We start from the raw sequence: 6790 nt of genomic DNA on the forward strand, positions 1-6790 counted from the left end.
GCGAGAAAAGAGCACTTCACGACGCTGGCGATGAAAACGACATGGTAACGATTGAGATAGGGTCTCACGGGCTGATTTGGATATTTTATAATTAATAACTAGAGCCATTAGCAACGGAACAAATATGAAAAAAATAGCAAAGGCAAAATCGAATAACTGAAACTGTGTCTCCCACTTATTCTCTATGAGGAGTTCTCTAAAAGAGCTTTCATATATACCACTAAAGCCGTCGAAGAGGATATAAGAAAAAGAAAATAGACTAAAACCCATTAAAAAAAGCATCCACATGATTTGGGTTTGAAAAATCATGCCTCCGGCTCCGCCTATGTCAATATAATGCTGAGTCTTGTTTACTAACTGATCACATTGCCTAGATTTTGGTAGCATGGTTTTTATAGGGAAAGGGCTAAGTACATAACTAGAGGCAAAAGCTTTATCAGTACGCTGACCTGCAACAAAAGGGAATGGATTACTGTTCATTTTTACTCCCAACTTTATCCATCAGTTTTTTCAATGATGAGATCATTTTATTTCGGCTAACAGATTGCTCATCATCTTCTTCGAGCAAGTCAACTTGATACCAGTCTTGATTATCGCTGGATGCAGGATTATCCAAATCGAGAGTAAAACGTGCGCCACCCTGCTCCGCAAATAGCTTGTTACCATATTGTGACGTTACTTCAACCATAAGCTCGAGGTAACGTAAATTTTCTTGTCGTTTAAAGTCTTGAGGCCAATCGAATTCATATAGCGTATTCATACCATCATATGTTATTTGACTATTGCCAATTAAAGTCTCTGTTATATCAATCGAACTTGTGTTGGATGATGTCTTAACATACCCAGCTAACTTTATCTGCTGTGGTGTTGCCATTGGGACGATTATACGTAAGGTATATACTCTATGTTTTGTTACTTGAGTTGCCCAATTGCCACTTGCAGACATCAGTGTTTCTTTATAGGTGTTAGTGCTTACTTGAAAGACTGGTATTTGAGTTGCTTCTAACCATTTGGTGAACTGTATTCCATCATCCCAATGTTGTTTTTTGTGCCAAAACCAAATGCCGTCTTTACCCCATGATGATTGACTTACCCAATTCATTAATGGAGTAGACTGAAGGAAGTTATAGCCAACTTCGCCAAGTAATATTAAGGCTGAAGCAAAAAATAAGTAGGGGTTAACTCGCGCAACTACACCAAATGTTTTCTCAGCTGCCATTGCCCAGGTAATTTTATTTTGAACTACTGATAGTGCAATTCGACCACCTTGGAAAGTTACATAACTGCTTCCACTAGCTTGGATCCCATCTCCAATAAATACAGCAGATGCCGCTATAGCAGAAGCTAAATCTCCTTTGCGCCAGCTTTGGTATAAACGTTTTCCTTGCTTAGACATATCTGCGATACTAGATGTAGATACTAAAAAAGATACAGCAATAGGACTAATAGTTATGACCTTACTCAAAGCCGTACCACTTTTTTCAGCAGTATTAGATATCCAACTTAATTGAAATTTAAGTTTTGTAACTTCAGCAGCTAGTGACATAGCCGAAGATAAAAAGCTTGTAAATCCTGATATGTATTCAACTTTGTCGAAAAAATTTAACGCTGACTTCTTCGAAAATACTTGTTGCGTGTTACTCCAGTTCCAAGCATTTAGTGCAAAAACGACCAATGCTACACTTCCTGAGCCAAGCGCCCCTTTAAAACCTTTTCCTTCAGAAACGCCATACAAAAGTTCATTGGTCAAAATTTTCTGCCTTGTTGCCAACAGTTGATTAATTTCGTCAGCCGTAGCACCTGAAGCTTTAATCGTTATGTGTGAGGGCAAATGTGGTTGCCCTGCTTTGGCTACAGGTTCCGAGTTTGCGGCTAACATCATTAAGGCTTGCTGCGAATCTTCTCCTAATATTTTTAGCTGACGATTATAATCTGCTCGCAACGCATCTTTTTCAGCTGTAGTTAAGCCTTTTGAGGTACTTTCGACGAGATTGCGTTTGGTGATAGTATCTTCCGCTTGTAATCGTATCTCCTCTAACTTAGAAAATTGCTTGTTAAAGCTTTCAAAGCCTGATGTGTCCCCCACATCAAGTTGAATATTGGCGTTTTTTTTATGCCCTAGCAGAGTAGCAATGATGCCTGGTCTTGCGTGGTGGATTAAAGAGTTGGCTCTATCTTGTGACTTAGTAATCGCTTGAGAAAGCTCATTTAGCTCTTCCAAAGCGAGTCCAGACAATTTAGAACCCAATTGGTCGAATTGGGCTTTAACTGGTTCTGGCATTTCATTAGTTTCCACAAGGTTTTGACCTTTAAGAAAAGCCTTAAAATCTTCTAAACCAGATAAACCGTTTATGGTGCTTTCTGCATTGTCCTTTACACCTTTAATTGGCGCTAAATACTGTATCCATTCATTTATATCTCTATATTTCTTATCGATGGTCCCAAGGTCTTTATAATCACTGACAAATACATGTAAGTTTTGCTCCCCTAAGCCACCGAAATATACATCACGTATTTTTCTTCGATTTTCTGGCTCTTCAGGCTGAATCTCCAACCAATGGTTTTCATGTATCAATCGTTCTACAAAGGCATCTTTGTTCTCTTTGTCATAAACAGGAATCACATCGTAGGCGAAAGGCAATACCGCTACACGATCGTTCTCAATCACATCAGAGTGGTTACGCCATCGCTCAATTTTGAGCTGAGCATCTTTATACCACTCTTCCATATCATCATGCTCGATACGAGCTAAGATTCCCCTGTCACCTAACAAACCACCAAATTCACCTTCAACAACCTTATCATTTTGCCTCTTTACATCATGGAAAAAAGATTCTAACTCTTCCTGAGATATACCAATGTCTTGGGACAACTTATGGTTTTCTAGTCTTTCTTGCTGGTATTTAATAAATTGCTCAGAATTTATTTGCTTCTCAGCGGACACGTAATAAGGTTGATCAGTGGCAAAATCCCAATAAGCTCTTTTCGCTTGCTGATATGACAGGAACCGTTTTTTCAGCTTACTTTCATTAGAAGTGATGTAGCTCTTTAGCTTTTGATTGTTAGTATTCGCGTTGAAATACCTTTCACCCACTTCAATTAGCAGTTTAATTTGAGATGCTGCAAAATATTTAGCTTGATTATTGTCTTGCTTGAACCATTCCGCTTCTATGTTATTCAAGCTAATTCCACAACTTGATAGTTCGGTCATCACACCAATCGGATCTTCTAACAGTAAGATTGCAGAATCTTCTTTGTACTCATAATTAATTTGAGACAGTAATTTTTGTGAGTCATATTGTGTGGGCTTTTCTTTAAGCCAGCACCATTGGTAATCACTTTCGTATTCACTTTGATTTGGTTCACAGTCAGCCAAGTTATCTTTTAGTGCATTGGTAGGCAAAAGATGTTGGGAACCTTTTGTGCAGTCAAAAGTCCCTAAACTACAGCTTTGCATCATCTGTGAACGTAAAGAGCTGGAGTTCAGTAATTGAGATTGAAGTTTGGGGGAGATCTTAGTTGGGCTATATAGAACCTCTAGTTTGCCTTTTCTGTTAACAAATAGTCCTTTTTCTGATTCAAGGTAAACATATTCTTGTCCTGACTTATCAGATTCCAACTTTTGCTGTTCTAGCTTTATTACTTCACCATTCTCTAAGATTTTATATACATAAATTATGTCTTGGCGTTTGCTATGAATGACGTACAAGTAACCACTATCGATTGTGCGAATACCAATAGGACGAAAAGAAATCTTCGATGCTAACTTGCTCGATATCGCACTATGAAGGGGCTTTGATTCCACTAATGCATATCTTGTTGGAATTAGCTGTATTTTACTTTTCTTAAGAGGACAAGTACCCGCAGGGTCTTGAGCATCTTTTGTCTGACCAGTTTTAGCGTCATCATTTGGGTTGCTCATACTTGTTTCTCCTGATCGTATTGCTGTTGTGAGTATTGGTAAGCAAGGTTGGCCGCTGCTTCTACTCTTTGAGATGGTGTTTGTAGTGAAGGTTGCTCTAACAGCTCATGTATATCGGGATGTTGAGCGGTGTCTAAGAAGTTTTCTTCACCTAAGAAGCCGATAATATTGATATACATAAGAAGATCGCGTTCTGTAGTAAATCCTTGGCTGTAGGCAGAATCTGCGTGATAGCGAATCCAAGATTCAGAATTTTTATGGAGTTCAAATTCATGAGAGAACCACTTCATCATGTGGTTTTCTAATTTTTCTATTGTATTGTCCCAAGAGATATCTCCGAGCAAACGCCATTGCTCATCAGATACTTTTAGCTCTTTTTCATAGGGAGGGAGTTCAGAAAAGGGAGATTCCAGATATTGCCACCCTCTACGAGTTGCTATCCATACTTTAGCAGTATGAACCCAAAATTGAGGGGATTGAGTTGAGTAAAATACCCATGCACATTCAGCATTTGCCATTTTTATATAAATTCTACTGCCATAAGGTGATTCGGCGGTGATGATGTTCCTGAAATTCTCACATATTTCTGCAAGTGGGCTAACTGATGAAATAAAGTAACCAGCCAGAGGTTTGTTTAATTTGAAAAACCACTCTTTGACGTATTTTGTGGCTTCAATGACGTAGGGAGAAACGCTAAGTAACTCATTATGCGGAGGTTGCATATATATAGGTTCAAGCTCGATTTGACCTTCTAGTCTATATAAAGCTCTTGCTAGTTCATCAACTTGTGCGCCATCTACTACAAGATATAGCCGCTCTTTTTTTGCTAAATCAAACCTCATATTTGAGCCATTAAAGGTGCTAAGTAGATCATTCATTGTTAGGCTCTTCTTCACATACTTCGCAAACAGGATCTGGACCTTTAAGAGCAGAAATTTGACGGCTTTTTAATAGTGGGCTCATAGACTCTTCACTGGCTGATATTTCGGATAAAGACAACTCCTCTGGCGCAGCCAGCGCTTCTAACCCCATTGGAAGTGCTGCTTCTATGCCGCCGTAACCACTGCCACTGCCTGCGCTGCCGCCTGAGTTCATGTTGATGGCTGGGCCTACAAGGTGTACGCCTGCTGCATCAACTCTCACAAAAGCGCCGCCGGCTTTTATGGTGATTTCACTACCTGCATCTAACACGACTTTGTTGCCACCTTTTAGGTGGACTTCCTCACTGGAATCTATTGCGGTTGTTGCTGCAACTTTTTGATGCAGTGAACCATTGATGTTTACCGTGGCATCTGCGCCGACTTTGCTGCGGCTTTCAGCACCAATCGTGGCGTGCTGATCATTTTTTACCTGCGTAAAGCTGTCATTCTCTACCGTCAGGTGTTTATCGTGCTTAATGTGTGTGGTGTGGTCATTCTTGATTTCTGCATCAAAGTCTTTCTGAGCATGCAGGTAAACCTGCTCTACACCCGCTTGGTCTTCAAAACTGATTTCATTAAAACCACTGCCTTGGTGGGTTTCACTGCGTATCACGGTTTTGGTTTTATTGTCCGGCAGTGTGTAAGGCGAGGTGTTGGTCGCATGGTAGGTACGGCCAGTGATAATCGGCTGGTCCGGGTCACCGTTTAGGAATGAGACAATGACTTCATGACCAATGCGAGGGATTGCCATCATGCCGTATTGACTGCCCGCCCAGCCTTGTGAGACGCGAACCCAGCACGAGCTCTTGTCATCTCCATTCGAATATCGGTCCCAAGGGAAGTGGATTTTAACTCGGCCATGTTCATCACAGAAGATTTCTTCCCCTTCAGGGCCCACGACAGTGGCAATCATCGGGCCATCCACCTGAGGTTTACTTTGTGGGGTAGCCTGCCAAGTGATGTTCGCGGGCACCAGTTTGAACTGGTTGGTATAAGTGGTGGTGCCGTTGCCCCCTTCTTCTTCCAAAGCTTGATGTTGGGTGCCTTGATGGTGAACCTGAACCACTAACCAATCTCGGTTTAATGACGTATCAAGGTGCTCTTGCAGGTCAAACTTGTAACCGGACTGAAGCTGCGGGTGGTTACTTTTCCCAGTTGCGGTATGGGCATTGCGTCTGAGGTAGTCTAAGCGGATTTGGTTAAACGCTTTGCCATTGTCATCGTCTTTAAAGCGTCCCGGTGCATCAAAGTGTTCATACACGTCAGTACGTTGGTAAGCCATCTCCGTGCCAAGCGCTTGTTGCTCAAACCCATAAGCGGGCTTTTTAAAGCTGTAGTCTTTTAATGCGGTATGACTGACTTCCGTTTGAGTGTGGGTTTCTAATTGAGAGATGTAAGGCGTATCAATAGCGCCGCCACTTAACACGTTATAAGGGATGGGTAAACCAAGTTGAGGAAGGCTTTCACTGGAGTCGGTAAACAACAGAGTGTGTTTACCCTCTTCATGGATAAAGCTATACACCAAACCTTCTTCAGCCGCTAAGCGATGCAGAAAGTCTAAATCGGTTTCTCGGTATTGAACGCAGAACTCACGCTGAGCGCAGTCACGCTTTAAGGAAAAGGCATAGTCGTTAATCCCCATTTCCTGAAGCAGAACAGAGAGGATTTCGGGGATGGTTTTTAACTGAAAGATACGGCTGTTATGGCGCAGGGATAAACGTTCAAGGGCAGGAACTAAGGTTAAGGCATAGAAGGTGTGATGATGGCCGGTATCACCCTTGGTGAAGTTACGGGCAATACCATGAACCCGTTGAACAATTTGACCGTTGAGTTCAATTTCCAACTGAATGGTCTTATCCACCACTTGGTCAGCGGTGAGGTTGGCTTTACGGCTAGCCAGTGCCAGTTCATATCGGTAACCGTGACACAGGCTGCCATCATCCAAGCG

The 6790-nt window shown here is 41.6% G+C and carries 4 protein-coding genes; all 4 read right to left on the reverse strand.

The window, feature by feature from the left end; genetic code table 11:
- A partial coding sequence (locus ACQEXS_RS22035) for a hypothetical protein (RefSeq protein WP_427015220.1) occupies window positions 1-480 on the reverse strand: 480 nt, incomplete at its 3' end.
- Entirely contained in the window at window positions 470-3922 is a 3453-nt protein-coding gene (locus ACQEXS_RS22040) for a toxin VasX (protein WP_427015221.1), read from the reverse strand. The genes ACQEXS_RS22040 and ACQEXS_RS22035, both read right to left, overlap by 11 nt.
- Complete coding sequence (locus ACQEXS_RS22045; RefSeq protein ID WP_427010597.1) at window positions 3919-4800, reverse strand: DUF4123 domain-containing protein; 882 nt, start codon at window positions 4798-4800, stop codon at window positions 3919-3921. The genes ACQEXS_RS22040 and ACQEXS_RS22045 overlap by 4 nt, the downstream gene beginning before the upstream one ends.
- Window positions 4793-6790, reverse strand: a 1998-nt coding sequence (locus ACQEXS_RS22050) for a type VI secretion system tip protein VgrG (RefSeq protein WP_427015222.1), incomplete at its 5' end; no start/stop codon positions are given. The genes ACQEXS_RS22050 and ACQEXS_RS22045, both read right to left, overlap by 8 nt.

Source organism: Vibrio sp. TRT 17S01, assembly GCF_050113695.1.
Lineage (GTDB): Bacteria > Pseudomonadota > Gammaproteobacteria > Enterobacterales > Vibrionaceae > Vibrio.